The following is a 25864-nucleotide window of genomic DNA, read 5'->3' as shown; positions in this document are numbered from 1 at the left end:
GGCAGCGCGGACCTCACCCGGCCCCGAGCGCCCCCGGGGCCTCAGCGCAACGTCCCGCTCAGCTCCACGACAGGGGTCCTCCGTCCTCGGCGTCTTCGCCCCTGGGCGCCCCCTGCCCGCGCCCCATCCAGCCCGTCGGTCCGGCGCCCGTAGGCGCGGTCGGGGTGCGGGGCGGTGGTGCTACCGGTCGTGCCGGTCGTGTGCCGTTTGGGTCAGGGCCGCCAGGAGTCGGTCGGCGGCGCTGTAGGGGTCCAGGTCACCGGAGGTGACTCGTTCCGCGAGGGTGCTCAGGTGGCGGTCGCCGTGCAGGTCGCCGATGCGTTCCCGCAGGGCCGTGACCGCGATCGTCTCCACCTCGCGGGCCGCGCGGGCCAGCCGGCGCTCCGCCAGCACCCCCCGCTCCTCCATCCACGCGCGGTGCTTCTCCAGCGCCTCCACGACCTCGTCGACGCCCTCCGCGCGGGACGCGACCGTCTTCACGATGGGCGGCCGCCAGTCGCCGGGCCCGCGCGCCTCGCCCAGGCCGAGCATGTGGTTCAGCTCGCGGGCGGTCGCGTCGGCGCCGTCCCGGTCGGCCTTGTTGACGACGTACACGTCGCCGATCTCCAGGATGCCCGCCTTGGCCGCCTGGATGCCGTCGCCCATCCCCGGGGCCAGCAGGACGACGGACGTGTCGGCCTGGGAGGCGATCTCCACCTCCGACTGGCCGACCCCGACCGTCTCGACGAGGATCACGTCGCAGCCCGCCGCGTCCAGCACGCGGATCGCCTGCGGCGCGGCCCAGGCGAGCCCGCCCAGATGCCCGCGGGTCGCCATGGAGCGGATGTAGACGCCGGGGTCGGAGGCATGCTCCGACATCCGCACCCGGTCGCCGAGCAGGGCCCCGCCGGAGAAGGGCGACGAGGGGTCGACGGCCAGGACACCGACCCGCCGGCCCTGCTTGCGGTACGCCGTCACCAGCGCCGAGGCCGACGTCGACTTGCCGACGCCCGGAGAGCCGGTGAGCCCGACGACGTACGCGCCGCCGGTCAGCGGCGCGAGCGCCGCCATCACCTCCCTCAGCTGCGGGGACGCCCCCTCCACCAGGGAGATCAGCCGGGCCACGGCCCGCGGCCGGCCGTCCCTGGCCTGGGCCACCAGAGAGGAGACGTCCTGCATCACTGCTCCGTTCGCTCGCTACGACGTGCTCGGCATGCCCGCGGCGCTCCACCGCACGGGCCCCGTCATGCCTTCGGTACCCGCACGATCAGCGCGTCACCCTGGCCGCCGCCCCCGCACAGCGCCGCCGCGCCGGTCCCGCCGCCGCGTCGCTTCAGCTCCAGCGCCAGATGCAGCACGAGCCGCGCACCGGACATACCGATCGGGTGACCCAGCGCAATGGCACCGCCGTTGACGTTCACCTTTTCGGTGGATACTCCAAGATCCTTCATTGACTGCACCGCGACGGCCGCGAACGCCTCGTTGATCTCGATCAGATCGAGGTCGGCGACCTCCAGGCCCTCCTTCTTCAGGGCGTGCCGGATCGCGTTCGACGGCTGCGACTGGAGGCTGTTGTCCGGACCCGCCACATTCCCGTGCGCGCCGATCTCCGCGATCCACTCCAGGCCCAGCTCCCGCGCCTTGGCCTTGCTCATCACCACGACGGCCGCGGCGCCGTCCGAGATCTGCGAGGAGCTGCCCGCGGTGATGGTGCCGTCCTTGGCGAACGCCGGGCGCAGCCGGGCCAGCGACTCCACGGTGGTGTCGCCGCGGATGCCCTCGTCCTGGCTGAACAGCACCGGGTCGCCCTTGCGCTGCGGGATCTCCACCGGGGTGATCTCGGCTTCGAAGACGCCGTTCTTGCGGGCCGCCGCGGCGCGCTGGTGGGAGAGGGCGGCGATCTCGTCCTGCTCCTGGCGGCCGATGCCCAGGCGGGTGTTGTGCTTCTCGGTGGACTCGCCCATGGGGACGTTCTCCCACGGGTCGGTCAGGCCGTCGTACGCCATCGCGTCGAGCAGTTCGACCGCGCCGTACTTGTAGCCCTCGCGGGACTTCGGGAGCAGGTGGGGGGCGTTGGTCATGGACTCCTGGCCGCCGGCCACCACGATGTCGAACTCACCCGCGCGGATCAGCTGGTCGGCGAGGGCGATGGCGTCGAGCCCGGACAGGCACACCTTGTTGACGGTGAGCGCCGGCACGCTCATCGGGATGCCGGCCTTGACCGCTGCCTGGCGGGCCGGGATCTGACCGGCGCCGGCCTGGAGCACCTGGCCCATGATCACGTACTGCACCTGGTCGCCGCCGATCCCCGCACGGTCGAGGGCGGCCTTGATCGCGAAGCCGCCGAGGTCGGCTCCCGAGAAGGACTTGAGCGAGCCGAGCAACCGCCCCATCGGCGTACGGGCACCCGCCACGATGACGGAGGTCGTGCTGTTCGTTGCTGACATGAGGTGCGATCCCCTTCCAGCTGCGCAGAAGCTGAGGAGTGAACGAGGGTTTACTTCGAATGTACTGAGGGGTAGTCGCGGCCGTCATCGGCCTTTCGGTGTGATCGCGCGCACGTTGCGTAACCACCTCCGGAGCGCTGCACTGAACTCATGCTGACGCGAATCGACCACATCGGGATCGCCTGCCACGACCTCGACGCGACCGTCGAGTTCTACCGGGCGACCTACGGCTTCGAGGTCTTCCACACCGAGATCAACGAGGAGCAGGGCGTACGCGAGGCCATGCTCAAGATCAACGATACGTCCGACGGCGGCGCTTCGTACCTCCAGCTCCTGGAACCGGTCCGGGAGGACTCCACGGTCGCGAAGTGGCTGGCGAAGAACGGCGAGGGCGTCCACCACATCGCCTTCGGCACGCCGGACGTGGACGGGGACGCCGCCGGCATCCGCGGCAAGGGCGTACGCGTCCTGTACGACGAGCCCCGGCGCGGCTCCATGGGGTCCCGGATCACCTTCCTGCATCCGAAGGACTGCCATGGCGTCCTCACAGAACTGGTCACTTCGGCGCCTGTTGAGTCACCTGAGCACTGACCCGCGTACATAGGGGCCGGTAGGGTTGGGGGCGGTCGCCCTCGAAGGCCGGGCGGCGGCCGCATGCCGGGGTCCGGGTTTCGGGGGACGAGCATCGGGGCAGCAGCCCGTGCTCCGCCGTTGATCTGACACCATTCCCCGGGGGCCCCGTTCGGCGGACGGACGGTGCTCGTTCGGAGAAACTTGCGACCAGGGGACGGATGGGACCGCGCAGTGCGGGGCTACGAGAGCCAGGAGCGAGAGCCGGCGGCTGACGTCGACCACCTCTCTCGGTTCGAGGCCGAGATGAAGCGGCTGAAGACCGAGCGGGAAAAGGCGATCCAGCACGCCGAGGACCTCGGCTACCAGGTCGAGGTGCTGCGCGCCAAGCTGCACGAGGCGCGGCGCACCATCATGTCCCGGCCGGCGTTCGACGGCGGTGACCTCGGCTACCAGGCCGAGCAGTTGCTGCGCAACGCCCAGGTGCAGGCCGACCAGCTGCGCCAGGACGCCGAGCGGGAGCTGAGCCAGGCCCGGGCCCAGACCCAGCGCATCCTCCAGGAGCACGCCGAGCAGGCCGCCCGGCTCCAGGCGGAGCTGCACCAGGAGGCGGTCGCCCGGCGCCAGCAGCTGGACCAGGAGCTGGCCGAGCGCCGGCAGACCGTCGAATCGCACGTCAACGAGAACGTGGCGTGGGCGGAGCAGCTGCGCGCCCGTTCCGAGGCGCAGGCCCGCCGCCTGCTCGACGAGTCCCGCGCCGAGGCGGAGCAGGCCATGGCCGCGGCCCGCGCCGAGGCCGAGCGGCTGACCGCCCAGGCCCGCCAGCGGCTCCAGGCCGAGGCCGAGGCCGCGCGCGCGGAGGCGGACCAGCTGCTGCGCCGGGCCCGCACCGACGCCGAGCGGCTGCTGAACGCCGCGTCCACGCAGGCCCAGGAGGCCACCGACCACGCCGAGCAGCTGCGCTCCGCCACCGCCTCCGAGTCGGACGCGGCGCGCCGGCAGGCGAGCGAGCTGAGCCGGGCCGCCGAGCAGCGCATGGCGGAGGCCGAGACCTCGCTGCGCGAGGCGCGCAGCGAGGCGGAGAAGCTGCTCGCCGAGGCGAAGGAGGCAGCCGCCAAGGCCCTCGCCGGCGCGGAGGCGACCAACGAGCAGCGCACGCGCACGGCCAAGGAGCAGGTCGCGCGGCTGGTCAGCGAGGCCACGAAGGACGCGGAGCACGCCCGGGCCGAGGCCGAGCAGATCGTCGCGGACGCCCGCGCCGAGGCCGAGAAGATCGTCGCCGAGGCCGGCGAGAAGGCCCGTACCGTCACCGCCGAGGAGGCGGCCTCCCAGCTGTCGAAGGCGGCGAAGACCGCCGAGGACGTCCTCGACAAGGCCGCCGAGGAGGCCAAGCGGACCACCAAGGCCGCGGCCGAGGAGGCCGAGCGGATCCGCACCGAGGCGGAGAGCGAGGCGGACCGGCTGCGCGCCGAGGCGCACGACATCGCCGAGCAGCTGAAGGGCGCGGCGAAGGACGACACCAAGGAGTACCGGGCCAAGACGGTCGAGCTCCAGGAGGAGGCGCGCCGGCTGCGCGGCGAGGCCGAGCAGCTGCGGGCCGACGCGGTCGCCGAGGGCGAGAGCATCCGCGCCGAGGCGCGGCGCGAGGCGGTCCAGCAGATCGAGGAGGCGGCCAGGTCCGCCGAGGAGCTGCTGGCCAAGGCCAAGGCGGACGCGGACGAGCTGCGCCAGACGGCCACGACGGACAGCGAGAAGGTCCGTACGGAGGCCATCGAGCGGGCGACGACACTGCGCCGGCAGGCCGAGGAGACCCTGGAGCGCACCCGCAAGGAGGCCGAGCGGCACCGCGCGGAGGCCGCCGAGCGGGCCGAGGCGGTCACGGCGGACGCCGAGCGGGCCGCGCGCGAGCTGCGCGAGGAGACCGAGCGGGCCGTCGAGGCGCGGCGCGAGGAGGCGGCCGAGGAGCTGACCCGGCTGCACACGGAGGCCGAGGAACGGCTCGCCGCCGCCGAGCAGGCGCTGGACGACGCCCGTGAGGAGGCGGCCCGGCTGCGCCGCGAGGCCGCCGAGGAGACGGAGCGGCTGCGCACGGAGGCCGCCGAGCGGATCCGCACGCTCCAGCAGCAGGCGGAGGCGGAGGCGGAGCGGCTGCGCACCGAGGCCGCCGCGGACGCCTCCGCGTCCCGAGCGGAGGGCGAGGCCGTCGCGGTGCGGCTGCGCTCGGAGGCCGCGGCCGAGGCCGAACGGCTCAAGGCGGAGGCGCAGGACACCGCCGACCGGGTACGGGCCGAGGCGCAGGCCGCCGCCGAGCGGCTGGGCGCGGAGGCGTCGGAGACGCTGGCCGCCGCGCAGGAGGAGGCCGCCCGGCGCCGCCGTGAGGCCGATGAGCTCCTCGGCGCCGCCCGCCAGGAGGCCGACCAGGAGCGGGAGCGGGCCCGCGAGCAGAGCGAGGAGCTGCTGGCGTCGGCCCGCAAGCGGGTCGAGGACGCGCAGGCCGAGGCGGTCCGGCTGGTCGAGGAGGCCGACCGGCGCGCCACCGAGATGGTCTCCGCGGCCGAGCAGCACGCCCAGCAGGTCCGGGACTCCGTCGCGGGGCTGCACGAGCAGGCGCAGGAGGAGATCACCGGCCTGCGCTCGGCGGCCGAGCACGCGGCGGAGCGGACACGGCGGGAGGCCGAGGAGGAGGCGGACCGGGTACGCGCCGACGCCTACGCCGAGCGGGAGCGGGCCGGCGAGGACGCGAGCCGGATGCGGCAGGCGGCCCAGGAGGAGTCGGAGGCGGCCCGGACGCTCGCCGAGCGGACGACGACGGAGGCGATCGCCGAGGCGGAGCGGCTGCGCACGGAGGCGTCGGCGCACGCCCAGCGGGTGCGCACCGAGGCGTCGGACACCATCGCCGAGGCCGAGCAGGCCGCCGCGCGCACCCGTGCGGAGGCCCGCGAGGACGCCAACCGCATCCGGTCGGACGCGGCGACGCAGGCGGACACGCTGATCACCGAGGCGCGCAGCGAGGCCGAGCGGCTTCAGGCGGAGACCGTCGCCGAGGCCGACCGGCTGCGCGCGGACACGGCCGCGGAGGCCGAGCGGGTGCGGGCCGAGTCCGTCGCCAGGGCGGAGAAGCTGATCGCGGACGCGAGCGGGGACGCGGAGCGGCTGCGCGCCGAGGCCGCCGAGACCGTCGGCTCCGCGCAGCAGCACGCCGAGCGGATCCGCTCCGAGTCCGAGCGGGTCAGGGCGCGGGCGGAGGCGGAGGCCGAGCGGCTGGTGTCCACGGCGCGCGAGGAGGCCGACCGGACGCTGGACGAGGCCCGCAAGGACGCCAACAAGCGGCGGTCCGAGGCGGCCGAGCAGGTCGACACGCTCATCACGGAGACCACGGCGGAGGCCGACAAGCTGCTCACCGAGGCGCAGCAGCAGGCCCACAAGACCACCGCGGACGCCGAGGCGCAGGCCGACACGATGGTGGGCGCGGCCCGTCAGGAGGCCGACCGGCTGGTGTCGGAGGCGACGGTCGAGGGCAACTCGATGGTGGAGAAGGCCCGTACGGACGCGGACGAGCTGCTGGTCGGCGCCCGCCGGGACGCCACCGCGATCCGGGAGCGCGCGGAGGAGCTGCGCGTGCGTCTGACCAACGAGATCGAAGAGCTGCACGAGCGGGCCCGCCGCGAGGCCGCCGAGACGATGAAGTCGACCGGTGACCGCTGCGACGCGCTCATCAAGGCCGCCGAGGAGCAGCTGGCCAAGGCGCAGGCGAAGGCCAAGGAGATCGTCTCGGAGGCCAACTCCGAGGCGGGCAAGGTCCGTATCGCCGCCGTCAAGAAGGCCGAGGGGCTGCTCAAGGAGGCCGAGCAGAAGAAGGCCACGCTCGTCAAGGAGGCCGAGGAGCTGAAGGCCGAGGCGATCCGCGAGGCCCGGCGCACGGTCGAGGAGGGCAAGCGCGAACTTGAGATCCTGGTGCGCCGCCGCGAGGACATCAATGCGGAGATCTCCCGTGTCCAGGACGTCCTGGAGGCGTTGGAGTCCTTCGAGGCCCCGTCGTCCGGCAAGGACTCAGGGGTCAAGGCGGGCGCCACGGTCGGCGCTCCCCGATCGGGTGGCAAGTCGTCAGAAGGCTAGCGGGCCAGGAGCGTTCCGGTATGTTGTGGGCTCTTTGCCCAGGTCTTTGGCAAGCCGTCTGCCGGTTCGCCACTCAAAAGGGGTGTCATTCTCCAGATCAAACACGCATCCGCTCGATGACACACCGCTTCGGCCCCTAGGATTCCCCCTATCACCTCACCGGTCTCTTTCGACAGGAACCCCATGAGCGACACTTCCCCCTACGGCTTCGAGCTTGTGCGGCGTGGGTACGACCGCGCTCAGGTGGACGAACGGATCTCCAAACTCGTCTCCGACCGTGACAGCGCGCTCGCCCGCATCACCGCTCTGGAAAAGCGCATCGAGGAACTTCACCTCGAAACGCAGAACGCCCAGGCACAGGTCAGCGACGCCGAGCCGTCGTACGCAGGTCTCGGCGCGCGGGTCGAGAAGATCCTCCGCCTCGCCGAGGAAGAGGCCAAGGATCTGCGCGAGGAGGCCCGCCGGGCGGCCGAGCAGCACCGCGAGCTGGCCGAGTCGGCGGCCCAGCAGGTGCGCAACGACGCGGAGTCGTTCGCGGCCGAGCGCAAGGCCAAGGCCGAGGACGAGGGCGTCCGGATCGTCGAGAAGGCCAAGAGTGACGCCTCGCAGCTGCGTGCCGACGCGCAGAAGGACGCGCAGTCCAAGCGCGAGGAGGCGGACGCCCTCTTCGAGGAGACCCGTGCGAAGGCCGCGCAGGCCGCCGCCGACTTCGAGACGAACCTGGCCAAGCGCCGCGAGCAGTCCGAGCGGGACCTGGCGTCGCGTCAGCAGAAGGCCGAGAAGCGCCTCGCCGAGATCGAGCACCGGGCGGAGCAGCTGCGCCTGGAGGCCGAGAAGCTGCGCACGGACGCCGAGCGCCGCGCCCGCCAGACGGTGGAGACGGCCCAGCGCCAGGCCGAGGACATCGTGGCCGACGCCAACGCCAAGGCCGACCGCATCCGCTCGGAATCCGAGCGCGAGCTGGCGGCGCTCACCAACCGCCGCGACAGCATCAACGCCCAGCTGACGAACGTCCGCGAGATGCTGGCCACGCTCACGGGCGCCGCGGTGGCCGCGGCCGGCTCCCCCACCGAGGACGAGCCGATCTCCCGCGGTGTGCCGGCCCAGCAGTCCCGGTAACGCACGGCATACACCGGCTGAACAACGCGAAGCCCTCTGTCACTGCGGTGGCGGAGGGCTTCGTCCCGTCTTAGCGTGTCCGCATGATCGAGCTGGAGGGGTTGACCAAACGGTACGGCGACAAGGCCGCGGTGCAGGACCTCACCTTCACCGTGCGGCCGGGGATCGTCACGGGTTTCCTCGGGCCCAACGGCGCCGGCAAGTCCACGACGATGCGGATGATCCTGGGGCTCGACCACCCCACCGCGGGCGACGTCAGGATCGACGGCAAGCACTACGACCAGCTGAAGGATCCGCTGACGTACATAGGGGCGCTGCTGGACGCGAAGGCCCTGCACGGCGGGCGGAGCGCCTACCACCATCTGCTGTGTCTGGCGCAGAGCAACGGGATCCCCACGCGCCGGGTGACCGAGGTGCTGGACACGGTGGGGCTCACGGCGGTGGCCCGGAAGAAGGCCAAGGGGTTCTCGCTCGGCATGGGGCAGCGGCTCGGGATCGCGGGCGCGCTGCTCGGCGATCCGCGGATCCTGATGTTCGACGAGCCGGTCAACGGGCTCGACCCCGAGGGCATCCACTGGATCCGGAACCTGATGAAGTCCCTGGCCGCGCAGGGCCGGACGGTGTTCGTCTCCAGTCATCTGATGAGCGAGATGGCGCTGACGGCCGATCACCTCGTGGTCATCGGACAGGGGCGGCTGCTCGCCGACACCTCCATGGCGGGTTTCATCCAGGAGAACTCGCGCTCCTACGTCCGGATCCGCACCCCGCAGCGCGAACGGCTGCTGGACGTGCTGCACGAGGCAGGGATCGCGGTCGTGCAGGCCGGTGGCGGGGCGCTGGAGGTGGAGGGCGGCAAGGCCGAGCGGATCGGCGAGCTGGCCGCCCGGCACGGGGTCGTGCTGCACGAGCTGAGCCCGCAGCAGGCCTCCCTTGAGGAGGCGTTCATGCAGTTGACGGCGGAGTCGGTGGAGTACCACGCGCACTCCGACGCCACCCCGGTCCCGCGGGACTGGGGTGCCGACTGGAAGGGAGCCTGAGCCATGACGACCGCACAGGTCATCCGGTCCGAGTGGACGAAGATCCGGTCCGTGGCGTCGACGGTGTGGACGCTGTCCCTCGCCGTGGTCGTCACGCTCGCTCTCGGCATGCTGATCTCCGCGCTGTCGCGCAGCCAGTTCGACGACATGTCCGCCCGGGACCGGCTGTCGTTCGACCCGACCTATGTGAGCTTCGCCGGCATGAGCCTCGGTCAGCTCGCGATGATCGTGTTCGGGGTGCTGGTGGTGTCGAACGAGTACAGCACCGGGATGATCCGGGTCTCGCTGGCCGCGGTGCCGCGGCGCGGCACGTTCCTGTTCAGCAAGATCGCGGTGGCCGCCGGTCTTGCGCTCGTGGTGGGCCTGGCGACCAGCTTCGCCGCGTTCTTCCTCGGCCAGGCGATGCTCGGCTCCCACCGGACGCAGCTCGGCGAACCCGGAGTGCTGCGGGCCGTGATCGGCGGCGGGCTCTACATGACCCTGATCGCGGTGTTCTCGATGGGTGTCACCGCGATGCTGCGCTCGCCGATGCTGTCGCTCGGCATCCTGATGCCGTTCTTCTTCCTGATCTCGAACATCCTCGGCAGCGTCAACGCGACGAAGAAGGTCGGCCGGTTCCTGCCCGACCAGGCCGGCAGCCGGATCATGCAGGTGGTCCCCGGGGTCGACGACGACACCCCGTACGGGCCCTGGGGCGGTCTCGGCATCATGGTGCTGTGGGTGCTCGCGGCCGTGATCGGCGGTTACGTCCTGCTGAAGCGGCGGGACGCCTAGTGACCGGTGTCCTTTACCGGGCCATGGGCGGAACCGTCAGCGCCCGGATAAGCTCCTAACTCTTACGGGGGCGTGTGCCCCGCTGTCCTGAAGTGTTCGAGGCATACCTTCCGATGAGGACCGGAGCATGATCGAGGCTGTCGGCCTGACCAAGCGCTACGGCGACAAGACCGCCGTCCACAATCTTTCCTTCCAGGTGCGGCCGGGAGCCGTCACCGGCTTCCTCGGGCCGAACGGCTCGGGCAAGTCGACGACCATGCGGATGATCCTGGGTCTGGACAACCCCACCGCGGGCTCGGTGACGATCGGCGGCTACCCCTACCGCAAGCTGCCCAACGCCGCCCGTCAGGTGGGCGCGCTGCTCGACGCGAAGGCGGTGCACGGCGGCCGGCACGCCCGCAACCATCTGCTGAGCCTGGCCCAGCTGTCCGGTATCCCGGCCCGCCGCGTGGACGAGGTGCTCGGTGTCGTCGGCCTCCAGGACGTGGCCAGAAGGCGCTCCAAGGGCTTCTCGCTCGGCATGGGGCAGCGGCTCGGCATCGCGGGGGCGCTGCTCGGCGACCCGCAGGTGCTGCTGTTCGACGAGCCGGTCAACGGGCTCGACCCCGAGGGCATCCTGTGGGTGCGCAATCTGATGAAGGCGCTCGCCGCGGAGGGGCGGACGGTGTTCGTCTCCAGCCACCTCATGAGCGAGATGGCGCTGACCGCCGACCATCTGATCGTCATCGGGCGGGGGCAGTTGCTCGCCGACATGAGTGTGACGGACTTCATCTCGGCCAACTCGGCCGACTTCGCGCGTGTGCGGACCCCGGACACCGAACCGCAGCTGCGCGAGAAGCTGACCTCCGCGCTCACCGAGGCGGGCGGGCACGTGCTGCCGGAGCAGGACGGCGCGCTGCGCGTGACGGGGCTGCCGCTGCCCCGCATCAGCGAGCTGGCGCACGAGGCCGATGTGCGGCTGTGGGAGCTGTCGCCGCACCAGGCGTCGCTGGAGGAGGCGTACATGCGGATGACGCAGGGCGCCGTGGACTACCGCTCCACCATCGACCAGAAGGCCGGGCTGCAGCAGCCGCTGCCGCCGGGCGCGCAGCCGCCGATGCCGGTGCCGGGCCAGGGCCAGCCGGGCTGGTACGCCCCGCCGCCGCCCCAGCAGGGCGGTCAGCCGTTCGCGGTGCCGCCGGGGCAGCCGGCGCCGGGCGGTGCGCCCGCGGGGCCCTACGGCGGGCAGCAGGCGGGGGCGTACGGCGCCCCGGCGGGCGCGCCGAACCCGTACGGCGCCCCGGCCGCGGTGGCGCCCGGCACGGGGCAGCCCAACCCGTACGCCCAGCCGGCCCCGCAGCCGCCCCAGGCGCCGCCCGCCGCGGGCGCACCGGCCCAGCCGGCCGGCACGCCCGCCCCGGCGGCCGGGGCGCCCGCCCAGCCCGCGGCGCCGGCCGCCGAGCCGGTGCAGTCCGCGGCGCCCGCCGCCGCTCCCGTCTCCGCCGACCCGACCAAGCCCGAGGACGCCCGATGAGCACCCACCAGCCCCCGATGCCCCAGGCGCCGCAGGCGGCCATGGACGCGACCGACTGGCGGCCGGCCCCGGGCGGTTCGTTCCCCGGCTACACCTCGCCGATCCCGGTGGTGCGCACCCATCTCGGACACGCGGTCGCCTCCGAGTGGACGAAGATCAAGTCGGTGCGTTCGACGATGTGGACGCTCGGTGTGTTCGTCCTTCTCGTGATCGGCGTCGGCCTGCTGGCCGGGGCGCTGGTCAGCAGCATGTCCTCGAACATGTCCGGCGAGAACCCGCTGGCGCTCGGCTTCTTCGGGCTGCTGCTCGGCAGCATGTGCATCATCACGCTGGGCGTGCTGACCACCGCGTCGGAGTACGGCACCGGCATGATCCGTACGACGACGACGGCCTGCCCCTCGCGGGTGCGGGTGCTGACGGCGAAGGCGCTCGTGTTCTTCGTCGTCGCCTTCGTCGTCACGCTGGTGGCCACGTCCGTCGTCGCCCTGGCGCAGACGTCCATGCTGGACGGCGTCCCCGGCGCCCGGACCCCGTCCGGCGGGGAGTGGCTGAAGGGCACGGTGGGCGTCAGCCTGTACATCGCGCTGCTCGGGCTGCTCTCGCTGCTCGTCGGCTCGATGATCCGGCACTCGGCGGGCGCGATCACCATCATGATCGGCGCCCTGCTCGCGCCGCTGGTGATCGCCCTGTTCATGTTCTCGTCGTCGCTGGACAAGGTGCGCGAGGCGCTGTTCGAGTACTCGATCCCGAACCAGCTGAGCGTCTTCTACGCCAACTCGCTGAGCAATTCGGGCCCCTCGGGCTGGGACCCGCTGTGGATCGCCCTGGGCGTGACGGCGGTCGCGTTCGGCGCGGCCTGCCTGCTCCTGGAGAAGCGCGACGTCTGACCCCGCTCGCCGCCGCCCGGCACGGATCGTCGTACGCCCTGCCACGACCTCCGGCCGGGAGGCACCCCGGCCCCGCGCCTCGGGCGGAGCACGCGCGTGGGCGACGGGGCCCAGGCGCTCCGCTGGACATGCCGCGCTGTGCCGTCGGTCGTCTACGGCGCCGTCGTGGCTGGTCGCTCCCGCACGTTCTCGGCTTCGCTCGAAGAGGCGGGACCCCCAGCGCGGCTAAGCCGCGTATCAAAACGGCCCCGCGCCCCTTCCGGGCGCTGTCGTACCGCGGCGGACCTCGCTGGACCTGCTTAGAACCGCGGTGCGTTACGGGACCGCTGCGCCCGAGTGGTGCGGCGGTCCTTCGCGTTCCAGCAGGCCTTGTGCCAGTGGCGGCGGTCGTCGACGCCCGCGTGCTCCGGCCAGGCCACCACGTGCGGCAGGCCGGAGGGGATGACCTGGTCGCAGCCGGGGCAGCGGTAGGTCTTGCCCTCGGCGCTGGCCCCGGCGACATGGCGCACGCTCCAGTCCTCGCCCTGCCACTGCTCCGTGGACTGCCAGCCGCCGTAGCGGCCGGCGCGGTCGTCCTCGGCGCTCCGGCCGGAGGAGGTCGCGCCCTTGGGGTCCTTGGGCCGGTTGCGACGCGGGGACACGGGACACCTCACGGGGCTATACAAGATGCAGGGGCTGTGTCCAGCCTACGCGGCCCGCACGGGGGTACGCGAAGGGTTGCCAAAGCACACAAGTCGCCCACCACAGCCCTGCATTCTGCAGACAATCGGCAAATCCCGTCGCCAGGCCGTGTCCTCGGCACGTGTCAGCGGGTTATGCCGGGTGGGGGAGCTCCGCGTCGGAGCCAGGAAAGCAGGAAACACAATGCAGGTTGGAAGTTTTGTGCTGGCCGCCCAGTTCCCTGGGCAGGGCCAGGGGGAGGCGCTGCACCGGGCCGTTCGCTCGACGCAGGTCGCCGAGGAAGCGGGGCTCGACGCGGTCTGGCTGGCCGAGCACCACTTCGTGCCGTACGGCACCTGCCCGTCCGCGATCACCCTGGCGGCGCTGCTGCTGGGCCGCACCAGCCGCCTCCGGGTCGGCACGGCGGTCAGCGTGCTGCCCACGGTCCATCCGGTCGCGCTCGGCGAACAGGCCGCGCTGCTGCACGTGACGAGCGGCGGGCGCTTCACGCTGGGCGTCGGCCGCGGCGGCCCCTGGGTGGACCTGGAGGTGTTCGGCTCGGGGCTCGCCGCGTACGAGCACGGCTTCCCGGAGTCACTCGATCTGCTGGTGCGCTGGCTGCGCGAACCGGCGGTCGCGGCCTCGGGCGAGCGGTTCGCCTTCCGTGAGGTCCCGGTCGTGCCGCGCCCCGCGGAGGCGCTGACGGACGCGCCCGGCCCCGAGGTCGTGGTGGCCTGCACCTCCCCGGCGAGCGTACGGCTGGCGGCCGAGCGCGGGCTGTCGATGCTGCTGGGGATGCACGTCGGGGACGAGGAGAAGGCCGACATGGTCGCCCTGTGGCGGCGGCACGCGCGCGCGGCGGGGCGGTCCGCCGACGAGATCGCCGGTGCCGCCCATGTGTCGGCGGGTGTCTGCCAGATCGCCGACCGGCGCACCGAGGCGGTGGAGACGCTGCTGAAGGCGATGCCCGGTTGGCTGAAACAGGGGCTGGAAGCACATGTGACGGTGGACGGCCGGGTGCGCGCGATGCGCGATCCCCTCGCCTACACCGAACTGCTCTGCGGGCTGCACCCGGTGGGCTCCCCTCAGCTGTGCGCGGACCGGCTCGCGGCGACGGCGGAACGGACGGGCATCTCCCGCTTCGCCCTGCTCGTCGAGGGCTCGGGCGACCTCGCGACGACCGAGGAGAACGTACGGCGGCTGGGCACCGAGGTACTGCCGCGACTGCGCTGACGCGCCGCGCACCCCGTGCCGCGCGCACTCCGCGGGGAGCGGGGAGCCCGCCGAGCGGGGAGCTTGCCGCCCCAGTACTGATGGCACCTCCCGCGGACGGGGCGGCAAGCAGGCGGCTCACACCGTCAGCAGTCCCGGAGTTCGGGCGACTGGTTGAGCAACTGGCTGCGCACCGAGGTGAAACGGGCCAACGTCTCGTCGACCGCGGCGTCCAGCGGGAACACCGCCACCCGATGGCAGTTCTGGAAGGCCAGCCGCACACCGAAGTGCCGCTGCAGCGCGCCGCGTATCGCGTCACTCGCGAGCGCACGCAGCAGCTGACCGCGTGCCTGCTCGTCCGGCGGGGGCGTCTGGTTGTCGGCGAACTCTCCGCCGTCCACCTTCAGCTGGGCCACCAGGGAGCTGATCATCTCCCATGCGTAGGGCAGGGAGGTCCGGACGCAGTCGACGAAATCGGCTTCGTCGACCTCGCCTCGCTCGGCCTGTTCCAGTAGGGCCGGTGAGACGTCGAGCGACATGGGTTCTCCTCTCGCACCCCTGCTGTGCGGGGGTTGCCGGACAGGTCAGGGAGTTCGCGATGACGGACACGCTGAGTACACATGCAGCGACCTCCCGTTCACTACCGTAGGCAACGGTCGGTGACGGCACCAGCAGAATGCGTACATGGGCCGATCGTATTGAGCACACAATCGGCCAGGGATGAACAACTCTTTACACGGCAAGCGGGACGACCCGCCCCGGAGGCGGCCGGCGGGGGCGAGGCGGGGCCGGCGGGCGGATCGCGGGCATCGGGGCGCGTCGAGTAGCGTTGCCGACCATGCGTCTCGTCATTGCCCGGTGCTCCGTCGACTACGCCGGACGGCTCACCGCCCACCTTCCCTCCGCTCCCCGTCTGATCCTGGTCAAGGCGGACGGCAGCGTCTCGATCCACGCGGACGACCGGGCCTACAAGCCCCTCAACTGGATGTCTCCGCCCTGCACGCTCAAGGAGGAGACGGGGGACTCCGACGGCTCCGCGGGCGTCTGGACCGTCATCAACAAGGCGGGCGAGAAGCTGATCATCACGATGGAGGAGGTGCTGCACGACTCCTCGCACGAACTCGGCGTGGACCCCGGCCTGATCAAGGACGGCGTGGAGGCACACCTCCAGGAACTGCTCGCCGACCGCATCGAGACGCTCGGCGAGGGCTACACGCTGATCCGCCGCGAGTACATGACCGCCATCGGGCCGGTCGACATCCTGTGCCGGGACGCGGCGGGACAGACCGTCGCCGTCGAGATCAAGCGGCGCGGCGAGATCGACGGCGTGGAGCAACTAACGCGCTATCTGGAGCTGTTGAACCGCGATCCGCATCTCGCCCCGGTCCGTGGCATCTTCGCCGCCCAGGAGATCAAGCCCCAGGCCCGGGTCCTCGCCACCGACCGCGGCATCGGCTGCCAGGTGCTGGACTACGACGCCCTGCGGGGCATCGAGGACGACAAGCTGCGGCTGTTCTGACGGGCACGCGCGAGCGTGCGGCGGGCCGGATCCGGGGCGGCGGATCCGGCCCGCGGCACGTCAGATGACCGACCCCGGGCCACCCGGCGACCCCGTACCGCCCGGGGCGCTCGCCGAACTACGCGCCCCCGCCGGCGCACCGGGGGCAACACCACCCACCGCATCGGACGCCGACGGCAAGCACTCCGACAACTCCCAAGCCCACCACTCGAAAGGCAACACGGTCACACAACAGCGCACGACAGACCGAACCCGGCCCGCCGCGCCTCAGATGACCGACCCCGGGCCACCCGGCGACCCCGTACCGTCCGGGGCGCTCGCCGAACTGCTCGCCGAGGCCGGCGCGCTGGAGGCGGGACCGCTGGCCGAGTCGGAGGTGGACGGCGAGGACTCCGGCGGCTGTGAGGTCGGCGACTCGGAGGGCGGCGGCTGCGAGGCCGACGGTGTCGTGGGCGGTGTGGACGCCGGCGGCCTGGACGTCGGCGGTTTCGACGTCGACGGCTCACCGGCGGGCGGCTTGGACGGGGAACCCGACGCGCCGTCATCGCCCGGCCGCCGCGTCCCGGTCGGGTCGTCCGACGGCCCGGTCGTGGCCGCGGACGAGGGCGGTGTCGGGTCGTCGGAGGTGCCGAACGTGCCGTCGGGGCCCGGGTCGGTGGGCCTGCTGGTCGCCGTGCCGGTGTCGCCGCTGTCGATCTTGGGCGTGTCCACGCCCGGAGCGCCGTCGTCGGCGCCCTGCCCGGCCGACGGGTTGACGTCGGCCTTGCCGGACGGGTCGTCGGCGCTGTCGTGGGACGTCATGCCGAGCGTCACCACCGTGCCGAGCACGGCTGCGAGCAGCGCGCCGGAACCGGCGGCCACCAGGTTGCGCCGGGCCAGCCGGCGCAGCCCGCCCCGCGGCCCCGGCGCGAACGCCGGACCCGGGGCGGCGATCCGGCGGGTGACGACCGTGTCACCCGCCGGCGGGAGAGCGGCGGCGAAGCCCGCGGGGACACCGCCGCGCGGCGGGGCGGGCTCGTCGCGGCGGCCGGCAGATGCCTCCTCGCCCGGACCGGAACCGCCCCCGAGCGCACCGCCCCCGGACGCACCGCCCCCGGGTGCATCGCCCGCGCGGTCGGCGACCAGGGCGAGGGCGCGGCGGCCGGCCACGGCGCCCCGCTTGTCGGCGAGGGCGCCGTGCAGACCGATGGACGCCTCCAGTTCGGCGCGGGCCCGGTCCAGTTGACCGCCGCACAGCGCGAGGACGCCCAACTCATGGTGGAAGTACGCCTGTTCGGCCACGTCCCCGGCGATCCTGGCGGCCTCGGCGCCGGATCGCAGCGCCCGTTCCCAGGCGCCCCAGTGCAGCCCTGAGGCGAAGGCGGGCGCGGCCGTGCGGGCGAGCCCGACGGCGGGGCTCTCCTCGTCCTCGGCGTCCGGCGGGGTCCGCGGCACGAGAACGGCCAGGGCGGCGAGCACGGCGTCGGCCTCGGCGCACACCCGCTCGGGCGTGACGGAGGGGTGACCGGCCCACCACGCGTAGTGCCGGGCGGCCGTCAGGGCCTCGGCGGCCAGGTCGTCGGCGTACCCGGCGGCCTCCAACTGGGTCTGGACGCCCGCCGCGAGGCGGTAGCGGGAGCCGACCGGTGAGACCAGTCCGCAGGTCGCGAGTTCACCGAGCGCGGCGTCCGCGTGGGTGTCGCCGACCAGGGCGGGCAGATGCGCCTGGTGCGGCACCTCGCCGCCGAGGGCGACGGCGAGCCGCAGGGTGGCGCGTGCCGAAGCGCTCAGCCGGGAGGCGAGCAGCGGCGCGGGCGCCGCCGCCTCGCCGAGCGACGGCAGGGGCACCTCCTCGCCGTCCTCGGCGTCCGCGTCGAAGGACGCGGGACCGCCGCCCGGTTCGGAGGACGCCGCAGCCGCGGACGCGGGCCGTACGTCCTCGAAGACCCCGAACTCGTCCACGGCGCCCGCGCTGGCCCGCAGCCGGTCGCGCTGTCGCAGCAGGGCGCCGGCCTGGACGAAGCGCAGGGGCAGCCCTTCGGACTCGAACCAGAGGTCGCCCGCCCAGTTGGCCTCCTCCTCGGTGAGGACCCGGCCCGCGGCGCGCTCCAGCAGCTGGACGCCGCCGGCCCGGTCCAGGCCGCCGAGGAAGACCTCCTCGACGGTGGAGTCGGCGGACGGCGCGGGCACCTCGGGGGTGGCGCCGATCAGGAACGCGCACTCGGGGGTGGCCGCGATCAGCTCGTCGAGGGCGGCACCGCCGAACTCGATGTCGTCGAGGACGACGACGGCGCCGATCTCGGCGACCAGGCCGAGCAGTTCGTCCCGCTCGGGCCGGTGCCCGGGCGCGTCGTACACGGCGTGGAAGAGGTCGTACAGCACCTCGCCCGCCGTGCGGTGGAAGCCGCTCAGCCGGACCACGCCGTCGGGGGCGAGGTCCGCGCAGTCCTCGGCGACGAGGTCGAGCAGAGCGGTACGGCCGGACCCGGAGGGCCCGGTGAGGCGTACGGAGCGGCCGCGGGCGAGCAGCCGCACCAGGCGGTCGCGCTCGTCCTGCCGTTCCAGCAGCGGCAGCGCGGGCCCCGCGGGTCCCGGCGGCACGGGCGGCCGTGCGGCGCGCTCGGACTCGGCGCGCTCGGCCGCGGTGAACTTCACGGGCCGGCCGGGCCGCTGTCCGGGCGGGCAGGGCTCTATCTCGCTGCCGTCGACGGGATTGACCGTGAGCAGGAGGTCACCGGAGACGAGCCGCACCGTGCGGGCGAGTGCGGGTGTGCTCTGGCCGAAGTCCGGTGTGAGGGATTCCCGGGGCGGACGCGGGCGCGGCGGGTGGCCGGTGCCTTCGTGGCCGTGGTCCTCGGGTCCCGGGTTGATCGGGTCCATGGGTTCAAGCCCCCCAAAAGCGTCGTGTGCCCCTGTCCGGCCCCTGCCGGCCTGCTGCACACCGCGCTGTCGCCTCTGGTCCGGGCCCGCTTGAGGGTCGCATGGCAGCGGGCGACCGAACCTTAAACCTTGGCACAGTATCTACGACAGGCCGGGGTACCGGTGGGCCCGAGACGTCACGGTCCAGTGAGGATTGCGCACGACGTGCGGTTCCAGGGGCTGCGCCCCGGTCTTTCCCCCGCCCGGTGCACGCCGGGTCGCGGTGTCACACCCGGGGCGTGGACTCGACGCCGATGCCGCCCTCGATGGCCAGGATCCGGTGCAGCCGGGTGGCGACGAGCAGCCGCTGCATCTGGGGCGGTACGCAGCGCAGCACCAGGCGGCGACCGCAGCGGCCGGCCCGCCGGTGCACCCCCATGATCACCCCGAGCCCGGTGGCGTCCCAGGAGTCGAGTTCGGACAGGTCGAGGACCAGGTCGCCGACGCCGTCGTCGACGGCCGAGTGCAGGACCGTACGGGCGTCCGCCGCGCTGCGGACGTCGAGGCGGCCCCCGACGACCAGCTCGGCGTGGTCGCCCCTGATGTGCATATTGCGCTCCCCGTGAGTGCTGCGGCGTACTCCGTGACGGTGCTGTGCACCGTCTGACTGCTTCAGCGGCGACCAGGTTGCCGTCTGTCAGCGAACCGAGACCGAATTCACCCCTGAGGGTGATACCTCAGGGGTCGGTGCGGTCTCGGCGGGGCTGCCCGATCCGAGGTCGGCCGGACGGTCAGCCGGAGGTCGGCCGGAAGGTCAGTAGGTGTAGAAGCCCTGCCCGCTCTTGCGTCCGATGTCACCGGCGTCAACCATCCGGCGCATCAGCTCCGGCGGCGCGAACTTCTCGTCCTGCGACTCGGTGTAGATGTTGCTGGTGGCGTGCAGCAGGATGTCGACGCCGGTGAGGTCCGCCGTGGCGAGCGGGCCCATGGCGTGGCCGAAGCCCAGCTTGCAGGCCAGGTCGATGTCCTCGGCGGTGGCGACGCCCGACTCGTAGAGCTTGGTCGCCTCGACGACGAGCGCCGAGATCAGCCGGGTGGTGACAAAGCCGGCCACGTCCCGGTTGACGACGATGCAGGTCTTGCCCACGGACTCGGCGAACTCCCGTGCGGTGGCGAGGGTTTCGTCGCTGGTCTTGTAACCGCGGACGAGTTCGACGAGTTGCATCATCGGCACGGGTGAGAAGAAGTGCACGCCGACGACCCGTTCCGGGCGTTCGGTCACCGCCGCGATCTTGGTGATGGGGATGGCGGAGGTGTTGGAGGCGAGCACGGTCTGCGGGCGCACCAGCTTGTCGAGCGCACGGAAGATCTCGTGCTTGACGTCCAGCTTCTCGAAGACGGCCTCGACGACGACGTCGGCGTCGGCCGCGGCGTCCAGGTCGGTGGTGGCGGTGATGCGGGCGAGCGCGGCGTCGGCGTCGTGCGCCTCCATCGTGCCCTTGCCCACGAACTTGTCGTACGAGGCCCTGATCGCGTCGGTGCCACGCCGCACCGCCTCGTCGGTGACGTCACGCAGGACCACGTCCCAGCCCGCCTGCGCGGAGACCTGGGCGATGCCGGACCCCATGAGACCGGCCCCGATGACGGCGAGCTTCCCTGCCACTCCGACTCCCCTTACGCGCTGTTCGGATTGCCTCTTCGGCGGACCCTAGCAGTGCCCGTACGGGGCTGTGCGGCCGGTGATCGGCGATCCTCCTCACAGTCCGGAACGGGACGATTCCGGCTCCCGCGCCTCCCGCACGTCCGTGCCGGAGAGAGGCCGGCGGGCCCGGGGCCGTCCGCCGCGCGCCAGGCACGCCCTCGGCACGCCCTCGGCATGCGCGGTGGCAGCGTCTAGATTGGCCACATGGTCAATCTGACGCGCATCTACACCAGGACCGGCGACCAGGGCACCACGAACCTCGGTGACATGAGCCGGGTCGCCAAGACCGACCTGAGGATCGCCGCGTACGCCGACGCCAACGAGGCGAACGCGGTGCTGGGCACGGCGATCGCGCTGGGCGGTCTCGACGCGGAGGTCGTCGAGGTCCTGACCCGGGTGCAGAACGACCTGTTCGACGTGGGCGCCGACCTGTCGACCCCGGTGGTGGACAAGCCCGAGTTCCCGCCGCTGCGGATCGAGCAGTTCTACGTCGACCGGCTGGAGGCCGACTGCGACCGCTTCAACGAGCGGCTGACGAAACTGCGCTCCTTCATCCTGCCCGGCGGCACCCCCGGCGCCGCCCTCCTCCACCATGCCTGCACGGTCGTCCGCCGCGCGGAGCGCTCGACCTGGGCGGCCCTTGAGGCGCACGGCGACACCATGAACCCGCTCACCGCGACCTATCTCAACCGGCTGTCCGACCTGCTGTTCATCCTGGCCCGCACGGCGAACCAGGAGACCGGCGACGTGCTGTGGGTGCCGGGCGGGGAACGCTGAGCGCTCCGCTGGGTGCGCCGCGCTGTGCCGCGTGTGCCGCTGTGCCGCGTGTGCCGCGCTGTGCCGTCGGTCGTCTGCGGCACCGTCGTGGCTGGTCGCGCAGTTCCCCGCGCCCCTTCGGGGCGCTGATTCAGCGCGGCTCGGCGGGTGCCCGCTTGGGGAACAGGGTGTAGCTGGCGGCGATCACCACGTTGATGCCGATCAGCCACACCATCCTCAGCTGCCAGTCCCGCAGCGATCCGGTCCCGCCGTCGGAGCCGACGTACCAGATCGCGGCCTGCAACAGCGCGATGGCGACCGCGGAGGCGAGGATCCAGCGGCCCGCGGTCCGCCACTCGTGGACGGCGCGCGCCATGCCGTACCTGGGCGGCTTCACCGGCGGCGGCCCGCCCGCGAAGCGATGGGCGACCCGGGCGTCGACCCACTTGATCGTGGCGTGCCCGAGGCCCACCGTGAAGCCGATGTAGACGGCCGCGAGACCGTGCCGCCAGTCCGGTTCCGCCCCGTTCTTGAGGTCGATCGCCGTGACGGTGAACAGCACGACCTCCAGCAGCGGCTCGCACAGCAGCAGTGCCAGGCCGGTGCGCGGCATCCGCAGCAGGTACCGGAAGGCCAGCCCGGCCGCCAGCAGCACCCAGAACGCCACCTCACAGGCGATGATCAATCCGACGATCACGGTTCGCTCCCCTCGCTCACCGCTCCAGGATCCCGTCCGGGGCCGCCCGTTTCGTCGTCGCCTGCGATGAACTCGCGGTACATCGAAAGATGCAGTCACGGACCCTTCCCCGGGAGCAGGCGGGCCGCCCGCGGGCCGTGTTGGATGGAGCCATGGCTCCGACCCCGCCCCTGCCGCACCGCGACGACCTGCGCATCGCGGTGGGCGGTTGGCTGGGCGGGCTGCTGCTGTGGGCGGTGGGCATCTTCCCCAGGACCGTCTCGGACGACCTGGTGGTGTGGCCCGGGCACTGGGCGCCCCTGGTACCGCTGGCCGTGACGGCGGCCTGCGAGCCGCTGCGCCGCACCCGGCCCGGCCTGGGCCTGCTGATCGGCACGGCCGCGGTGGTCGCGGACCTGCTGACCCGGGGCAGCGTCGCCACAATCGTGCTCTACACGGACCTGGTGTACGCGGCGGTCCTGTACGGCACGCCCGCCGCCGCCCGCCGCATCCCCTGGATCACCGGACTCCTGACGGTGCTCGGCGGTGTGGTGCCGACGGCGCTCTGGCGCGATCCGCAGGGGATGCTCATCGGCGTCGGTGTGGGCGTCGTCGCCTTCGCGCCGGCCGCGACCGGCTGGGTGGTGCGCAACCACCGGGACGCGGCCGAGGCGGCGCGGCTGCGCGCCGAACAGACCGCGCTGCTCGCCGAGATGGACCGCGCCCAGGCCGTGACCGCGGAACGGGCGCGGATGGCACGCGAGTTGCACGACCTGGTGGCCAACCATCTGTCCGCCATCGCCATCCACTCCACCGCCGCGCTGTCGATCGACGACCCCGGCACCTCCAGGGAGGCGCTGGGGGTGATCCGGGAGAACAGCGTCGAGGGTCTCGCCGAGATGCGCCGGCTGATCCGGATCCTGCGGGACCACGACGACGGCGAGCCGTTCGCCACCCCCACGCTGGACGGCCTGGGCACCCTGGTCGACGGGGCCCGCGCCAACGGCCTCGACGTCACGCTGGACACCGGCCACGGCCGGGTCCCGGCCCCCGTGGAACTGGCCGCCTACCGGATCGTGCAGGAGTCCCTGACCAACGCGCTCAAGCACGCGGGTCCCGGCCGGGTCACGGTCCGCCTCGTCCAGCAGGGCGGCGTCCTGGACGTGCGGGTGAGCAGCCCGTACGGCCGTCCACAGGGCCCGCGGGCGCCCGGCTCCGGCGCCGGACTGATCGGAATGCGGGAACGGGCCGTGCTGCTGGGCGGCGGCTTCGATGCCGGACCCGAGGGCGCCGTGTGGACCGTGCGCGCCACCCTTCCCCTGACCGAAGGAGACCTCGAATGATCCGTGTTCTGGTCGCCGAGGACCAGTCGGCCGTCCGCGCCGGGCTGGTGCTCATCCTGCGCAGCGCGCCCGACATCGAGGTGGTGGGCGAGGCGGCGGACGGCGAGCGGGCGGTGGAGCTGGCCCGGGAGCTGCGGCCCGACCTGGTGCTGATGGACGTTCAGATGCCCCGCAAGGACGGGGTGTCGGCGACCCGTGAGGTCGTCGGGGAGCGACTGGCCGATGTGCTGGTGCTGACCACGTTCGACCTCGACGAGTATGTGTTCGGGGCGCTGCGGGCCGGGGCCGCCGGGTTCCTGCTGAAGAACACCGAGGCGAGGGATCTGCTGACGGCGGTGCGCACGGTGGCGCGCGGGGAGGGGATCGTCGCTCCCGCGGTCACCCGGCGGCTGATCGCCGAGTTCGCCGCAGGACCGGTGCGCGGTTCGACGGCCGATCCGGCGGTGCTTGAGGCGCTGACGCGGCGGGAACGTGAGGTCCTGTCGTGCCTGGGTGAGGGGCTGTCCAACGCGGCGATCGCGGAGCGGCTGGCCATGGCCGAGGCGACCGTGAAGACCCACGTCAGCCGTCTGCTGGCCAAGCTTGAGCTGCGCAGCCGGGTGCAAGCCGCGGTGCTGGCGCAGGAGTTGGGGATCTGACCGACCGCACGCGTAGTGGTCCAGACCTATTGACCCGTGGTCCAGACCTTTCTATTCTCGCGGCACTGTGGGCGTGAAGGCTCAGTCACACCCCGACACCCCGGTCACCGGTTCTGGCGCCCTGGTGGCCGACAACAGAAGAGGAGGCGCGCGATGCGCTTCAGACACAGAGCCGCGGCAGGGTTCGCGACCCTGTTGCTCCCCCTCGCCGGACTGGTCGGCCTCGCCGGTCCCGCCCAGGCGGCCGACACCGCCACGGCCACCTACACCAAGACCCAGGACTGGGGAACCGGTTTCGAGGGCAAGTGGACCGTCAAGAACACCGGTACCACGACCATCAACTCCTGGACCGTCGAGTGGGACTTCCCCTCCGGTACGTCCGTCACCTCCGCCTGGGACGCGGACGTCACATCGTCCGGCACCCACTGGACCGCCAAGAACAAGTCGTACAACGGCACCCTCGCCCCGGGCGCCTCGGTCTCCTTCGGCTTCAACGGCGCGGGCTCCGGCTCCCCCGCCAACTGCAAGCTGAACGGTGGCAGTTGTGACGGCACCACGGTACCGGGCGACAACCCGCCGTCCGCACCGGGCACCCCGACGGCCTCCGGCATCACCGACACCTCGGTGAAGCTGTCCTGGTCGGCGGCCACCGACGACAAGGGCATCAAGAACTACGACGTCCTGCGCGACGGCGCCAAGGTCGCCACCGTGACGACCCCCTCGTACACGGACACCGGCCTGAGCGCGGGCACCGACTACTCGTACACCGTCCGGGCCCGCGACACCGCCGACCAGACCGGCCCGGTCAGCGGCGCGGTCGCCGTGCGCACCACCGGCGGCACCACTCCCCCGCCCACCGGCGACAAGGTCAAGCTCGGCTACTTCACCGAGTGGGGCATCTACGGCCGCAACTACCAGGTCAAGAACCTGGTGACATCCGGCTCCGCGGCCAAGATCACGCACATCAACTACGCCTTCGGCAACGTCACCGGCGGCAAGTGCGCGATCGGCGACTCCTTCGCCGACTACGAGAAGGCCTTCACCGCCGACCAGTCGGTCAGCGGCGTCGCCGACACCTGGGACCAGCCGCTGCGCGGCAACTTCAACCAGCTGCGGCAGCTGAAGGCCAAGTACCCGAACCTCAAGGTGCTGTGGTCCTTCGGCGGCTGGACCTGGTCCGGCGGCTTCACCGAGGCCGCCAAGAACCCGGCGGCCTTCGCGCAGTCCTGCTACGACCTGGTCGAGGACCCGCGCTGGGCCGACGTCTTCGACGGCATCGACATCGACTGGGAGTACCCGAACGCCTGCGGCCTGAGCTGCGACAGCAGCGGGCGTGACGCCTTCAAGAACCTGATGTCGGCGGTGCGGGCCAAGTTCGGCGCCAAGAACCTGGTCACCGCGGCCACCACGGCCGACGGCTCCTCCGGCGGCAAGATCGACGCCACCGACTACGCGGGCGCCGCGCAGTACGTCGACTGGTACAACGTGATGACGTACGACTTCTTCGGCGCCTGGGCGGCGCAGGGCCCGACGGCCCCGCACTCCCCGCTCACCTCCTACAGCGGCATCCCGACCGCCGGCTTCACCGCCGCCGACGCGATGGCCAAGTACAAGGCGCAGGGCGTACCCGCGAAGAAGCTGCTCCTCGGCATCGGCTTCTACGGACGCGGCTGGACCGGGGTCACCCAGGACGCCCCCGGCGGCACGGCCACCGGACCGGCGGCCGGCACCTATGAACAGGGCATCGAGGACTACAAGGTGCTCAAGACGTCCTGCCCGGCCACCGGCACCGTCGCGGGCACGGCGTACGCGAAGTGCGGCAGCAACTGGTGGTCGTACGACACCCCGGCGACCATCGCCACGAAGATGGCGTGGGTCAAGACACAGGGTCTCGGCGGCACGTTCATGTGGGAGTTCAGCGGTGACACCGGCAACGGTGAGCTGGTGAGCGCCATCAACAGCGGCCTGTCGTAAGGCCGCTCGCACGAAGATTCGCCGGAACAGGGGGCAGTGAGCGGCATTGACGCTCTCCCGGGACCCCGGGAGCCGGGCCCCCACCGAAGCCCCACCCGACGGGT

At 72.5% G+C, this 25864-nt stretch carries 21 protein-coding genes; 13 read left to right on the top strand and 8 right to left on the bottom strand.

The window, feature by feature from the left end:
- Positions 1-180: 180 nt before the first annotated feature.
- Together meaB and AC27LF_RS31705 are read right to left on the bottom strand one after the other, a co-directional pair.
- Positions 181-1158: a methylmalonyl Co-A mutase-associated GTPase MeaB gene (gene meaB, locus AC27LF_RS31710; RefSeq protein ID WP_479657338.1), complete on the bottom strand. Its 978-nt coding sequence runs from the start codon at positions 1156-1158 to the stop codon at positions 181-183.
- Between the two features lie 65 nt (positions 1159-1223).
- Entirely contained in the window at positions 1224-2426 is a 1203-nt protein-coding gene (locus AC27LF_RS31705) for an acetyl-CoA C-acetyltransferase (RefSeq protein WP_479657339.1), read from the bottom strand.
- Between the two features lie 150 nt (positions 2427-2576).
- Here AC27LF_RS31705 and mce point away from each other — a divergent pair, with 150 nt between their 5' ends.
- The 7 genes from mce to AC27LF_RS31670 all read left to right on the top strand — a co-directional run bounded on the left by mce (position 2577) and on the right by AC27LF_RS31670 (position 12442).
- The gene (gene mce, locus AC27LF_RS31700; RefSeq protein ID WP_351744630.1) at positions 2577-3017 is read left to right on the top strand and encodes a methylmalonyl-CoA epimerase; all 441 of its coding nucleotides are present in this window, start codon (positions 2577-2579) and stop codon (positions 3015-3017) included.
- Between the two features lie 213 nt (positions 3018-3230).
- Positions 3231-7112: a polarized growth protein Scy gene (scy, locus tag AC27LF_RS31695; protein ID WP_479657340.1), complete on the top strand. Its 3882-nt coding sequence runs from the start codon at positions 3231-3233 to the stop codon at positions 7110-7112.
- Between the two features lie 183 nt (positions 7113-7295).
- The gene (locus tag AC27LF_RS31690) at positions 7296-8231 is read left to right on the top strand and encodes a coiled-coil domain-containing protein (protein WP_479657341.1); all 936 of its coding nucleotides are present in this window, start codon (positions 7296-7298) and stop codon (positions 8229-8231) included.
- Positions 8232-8314: 83 nt separating this feature from the next.
- Positions 8315-9268, top strand: coding sequence for an ABC transporter ATP-binding protein (locus tag AC27LF_RS31685; RefSeq protein WP_479657342.1), 954 nt, complete (start codon positions 8315-8317; stop codon positions 9266-9268).
- A gap of 3 nt (positions 9269-9271) precedes the next feature.
- Positions 9272-10042: an ABC transporter permease gene (locus tag AC27LF_RS31680; protein WP_479657343.1), complete on the top strand. Its 771-nt coding sequence runs from the start codon at positions 9272-9274 to the stop codon at positions 10040-10042.
- A gap of 127 nt (positions 10043-10169) precedes the next feature.
- The gene (locus AC27LF_RS31675; protein WP_479657344.1) at positions 10170-11555 is read left to right on the top strand and encodes an ABC transporter ATP-binding protein; all 1386 of its coding nucleotides are present in this window, start codon (positions 10170-10172) and stop codon (positions 11553-11555) included.
- Positions 11552-12442, top strand: coding sequence for an ABC transporter permease (locus AC27LF_RS31670; RefSeq protein ID WP_479657345.1), 891 nt, complete (start codon positions 11552-11554; stop codon positions 12440-12442). The genes AC27LF_RS31675 and AC27LF_RS31670 overlap by 4 nt, the downstream gene beginning before the upstream one ends.
- A 299-nt stretch (positions 12443-12741) precedes the next feature.
- On the opposite strand, the gene AC27LF_RS31665 is transcribed toward AC27LF_RS31670, so the two are convergent.
- Positions 12742-13083, bottom strand: a complete 342-nt coding sequence (locus AC27LF_RS31665; protein WP_479657346.1) for an ATP/GTP-binding protein — start codon at positions 13081-13083, stop codon at positions 12742-12744.
- A 223-nt stretch (positions 13084-13306) separates the two neighbouring features.
- Here AC27LF_RS31665 and AC27LF_RS31660 point away from each other — a divergent pair, with 223 nt between their 5' ends.
- On the top strand, positions 13307-14335 hold the full coding sequence (locus tag AC27LF_RS31660) for an LLM class flavin-dependent oxidoreductase (protein ID WP_479657347.1): 1029 nt from the start codon (positions 13307-13309) through the stop codon (positions 14333-14335).
- 125 nt (positions 14336-14460) lie between these two features.
- Here AC27LF_RS31660 and AC27LF_RS31655 read toward each other — a convergent pair whose 3' ends face one another.
- Positions 14461-14853 (bottom strand): SCO5389 family protein, encoded by a 393-nt coding sequence (locus tag AC27LF_RS31655; RefSeq protein ID WP_404026052.1) that lies wholly within the window; start codon positions 14851-14853, stop codon positions 14461-14463.
- 299 nt (positions 14854-15152) lie between these two features.
- On the opposite strand from AC27LF_RS31655, the gene nucS reads away from it, so the two are divergent.
- Positions 15153-15833 (top strand): endonuclease NucS, encoded by a 681-nt coding sequence (gene nucS, locus AC27LF_RS31650; RefSeq protein ID WP_404026049.1) that lies wholly within the window; start codon positions 15153-15155, stop codon positions 15831-15833.
- Between the two features lie 267 nt (positions 15834-16100).
- Here nucS and AC27LF_RS31645 read toward each other — a convergent pair whose 3' ends face one another.
- The 3 genes from AC27LF_RS31645 to AC27LF_RS31635 all read right to left on the bottom strand — a co-directional run bounded on the left by AC27LF_RS31645 (position 16101) and on the right by AC27LF_RS31635 (position 20334).
- Positions 16101-18692 (bottom strand): ATP-binding protein, encoded by a 2592-nt coding sequence (locus AC27LF_RS31645; RefSeq protein ID WP_479657348.1) that lies wholly within the window; start codon positions 18690-18692, stop codon positions 16101-16103.
- Positions 18693-18957: 265 nt separating this feature from the next.
- Positions 18958-19281, bottom strand: a complete 324-nt coding sequence (locus AC27LF_RS31640; RefSeq protein WP_479657349.1) for an STAS domain-containing protein — start codon at positions 19279-19281, stop codon at positions 18958-18960.
- 204 nt (positions 19282-19485) lie between these two features.
- Positions 19486-20334 carry a 3-hydroxyacyl-CoA dehydrogenase family protein gene (locus AC27LF_RS31635; RefSeq protein ID WP_479657350.1) on the bottom strand — a complete coding sequence of 283 codons (849 nt, stop codon included), beginning with the start codon at positions 20332-20334 and terminating at the stop codon, positions 19486-19488.
- Positions 20335-20577: 243 nt separating this feature from the next.
- On the opposite strand from AC27LF_RS31635, the gene AC27LF_RS31630 reads away from it, so the two are divergent.
- On the top strand, positions 20578-21150 hold the full coding sequence (locus tag AC27LF_RS31630) for a cob(I)yrinic acid a,c-diamide adenosyltransferase (protein ID WP_479657351.1): 573 nt from the start codon (positions 20578-20580) through the stop codon (positions 21148-21150).
- A gap of 130 nt (positions 21151-21280) precedes the next feature.
- Here AC27LF_RS31630 and AC27LF_RS31625 read toward each other — a convergent pair whose 3' ends face one another.
- Entirely contained in the window at positions 21281-21826 is a 546-nt protein-coding gene (locus AC27LF_RS31625; RefSeq protein WP_479657352.1) for a hypothetical protein, read from the bottom strand.
- A gap of 152 nt (positions 21827-21978) precedes the next feature.
- Between AC27LF_RS31625 and AC27LF_RS31620 the strand changes: the two genes are divergently transcribed.
- From AC27LF_RS31620 to AC27LF_RS31610, 3 genes are all read left to right on the top strand, one after another.
- On the top strand, positions 21979-23148 hold the full coding sequence (locus AC27LF_RS31620; protein WP_479657353.1) for a sensor histidine kinase: 1170 nt from the start codon (positions 21979-21981) through the stop codon (positions 23146-23148).
- The gene (locus tag AC27LF_RS31615; RefSeq protein ID WP_404026038.1) at positions 23145-23786 is read left to right on the top strand and encodes a response regulator; all 642 of its coding nucleotides are present in this window, start codon (positions 23145-23147) and stop codon (positions 23784-23786) included. Before AC27LF_RS31620 ends, AC27LF_RS31615 begins: the two co-directional genes overlap by 4 nt.
- 153 nt (positions 23787-23939) lie before the next feature.
- Positions 23940-25760 carry a glycosyl hydrolase family 18 protein gene (locus AC27LF_RS31610; RefSeq protein ID WP_479657354.1) on the top strand — a complete coding sequence of 607 codons (1821 nt, stop codon included), beginning with the start codon at positions 23940-23942 and terminating at the stop codon, positions 25758-25760.
- Positions 25761-25864: the final 104 nt, after the last annotated feature.

This window comes from Streptomyces diversicolor (assembly GCF_057537855.1).
The sequence above is the reverse complement of the archived record's forward strand: the minus strand, read 5'-3'. Positions and strand labels throughout refer to the sequence as shown.

Coding starts and splice junctions, on each gene's coding strand:
- meaB (WP_479657338.1), bottom strand. CDS start 1,158: ATGCAGGACGTCTCCTCTCTGGTGGCCCAGGCCAGGGACGGCCGGCCG.
- AC27LF_RS31705 (WP_479657339.1), bottom strand. CDS start 2,426: ATGTCAGCAACGAACAGCACGACCTCCGTCATCGTGGCGGGTGCCCGT.
- mce (WP_351744630.1), top strand. CDS start 2,577: ATGCTGACGCGAATCGACCACATCGGGATCGCCTGCCACGACCTCGAC.
- AC27LF_RS31690 (WP_479657341.1), top strand. CDS start 7,296: ATGAGCGACACTTCCCCCTACGGCTTCGAGCTTGTGCGGCGTGGGTAC.
- AC27LF_RS31685 (WP_479657342.1), top strand. CDS start 8,315: ATGATCGAGCTGGAGGGGTTGACCAAACGGTACGGCGACAAGGCCGCG.
- AC27LF_RS31680 (WP_479657343.1), top strand. CDS start 9,272: ATGACGACCGCACAGGTCATCCGGTCCGAGTGGACGAAGATCCGGTCC.
- AC27LF_RS31675 (WP_479657344.1), top strand. CDS start 10,170: ATGATCGAGGCTGTCGGCCTGACCAAGCGCTACGGCGACAAGACCGCC.
- AC27LF_RS31670 (WP_479657345.1), top strand. CDS start 11,552: ATGAGCACCCACCAGCCCCCGATGCCCCAGGCGCCGCAGGCGGCCATG.
- AC27LF_RS31660 (WP_479657347.1), top strand. CDS start 13,307: ATGCAGGTTGGAAGTTTTGTGCTGGCCGCCCAGTTCCCTGGGCAGGGC.
- AC27LF_RS31655 (WP_404026052.1), bottom strand. CDS start 14,853: ATGTCGCTCGACGTCTCACCGGCCCTACTGGAACAGGCCGAGCGAGGC.
- nucS (WP_404026049.1), top strand. CDS start 15,153: ATGCGTCTCGTCATTGCCCGGTGCTCCGTCGACTACGCCGGACGGCTC.
- AC27LF_RS31645 (WP_479657348.1), bottom strand. CDS start 18,692: ATGGACCCGATCAACCCGGGACCCGAGGACCACGGCCACGAAGGCACC.
- AC27LF_RS31640 (WP_479657349.1), bottom strand. CDS start 19,281: ATGCACATCAGGGGCGACCACGCCGAGCTGGTCGTCGGGGGCCGCCTC.
- AC27LF_RS31630 (WP_479657351.1), top strand. CDS start 20,578: ATGGTCAATCTGACGCGCATCTACACCAGGACCGGCGACCAGGGCACC.
- AC27LF_RS31620 (WP_479657353.1), top strand. CDS start 21,979: ATGGCTCCGACCCCGCCCCTGCCGCACCGCGACGACCTGCGCATCGCG.
- AC27LF_RS31615 (WP_404026038.1), top strand. CDS start 23,145: ATGATCCGTGTTCTGGTCGCCGAGGACCAGTCGGCCGTCCGCGCCGGG.
- AC27LF_RS31610 (WP_479657354.1), top strand. CDS start 23,940: ATGCGCTTCAGACACAGAGCCGCGGCAGGGTTCGCGACCCTGTTGCTC.